The sequence below is a fragment of the Clostridium estertheticum genome (assembly GCF_018861295.1).
Classification (GTDB): domain Bacteria; phylum Bacillota; class Clostridia; order Clostridiales; family Clostridiaceae; genus Clostridium_AD; species Clostridium_AD estertheticum_D.
The window spans coordinates 1-610 of sequence record NZ_JAHLDM010000102.1; the positions used below are offsets into that span (position 1 = coordinate 1).

The window sequence follows — 610 nt, forward strand, 5'->3', positions numbered from 1 at the left end:
CTTCTGATTCTTTAATTAATTCACCTTTCTTACTTAACATTGTAGCAACGAAATATGTTACTATTAATCCTACTATTGCAGGTATAAAACCATTAATCATTACTTGTGCTAGATCTAAATTAAAACCCTTTGCTACTGCTATAGTATTGGGATTAGGAGAAATTATGTTTCCAGCCTTACCTCCACCTACCATCGCTAAAAGTATTGAAGATTTAGTAAGTCCAACTTTTTTACCTACGGACAATGCTATTGGAGCAACTATAATAACTGAAACTGCAATAAATACACCTACAGCAGTTATAACCATAGTTGCAATGGCTATTGCTAAAAGAGCCTTTTTTTCACCCAGCTTTTCCACTATAGTTTCTGCAATTCTCTCTGCTGCACCAGACTCAATTAGAATACCTGCGAGTATTCCTGCTGCGAGCACCCTAACCACTGCCCCCATTACACTGCTGGTACCATCAATAACAATTTGTGTGGTTTGAGCTAAACTAGCACCGCCAACTAATCCGCCTATAATAGCACCTCCAAAAAGTGCGTATACAGGACTTACCTTTCTAAATATTAAAACTATAGCAACTATTAAACCAAATATTGCTCCACTCCA

At 37.0% G+C, this 610-nt stretch carries 1 protein-coding gene; it reads right to left on the bottom strand.

From position 1 onward, the window contains the following. Positions 1–610 (bottom strand): GntT/GntP/DsdX family permease (locus tag KPL54_RS25855; RefSeq protein ID WP_253203821.1); only part of this gene is annotated, 610 nt, incomplete at both ends.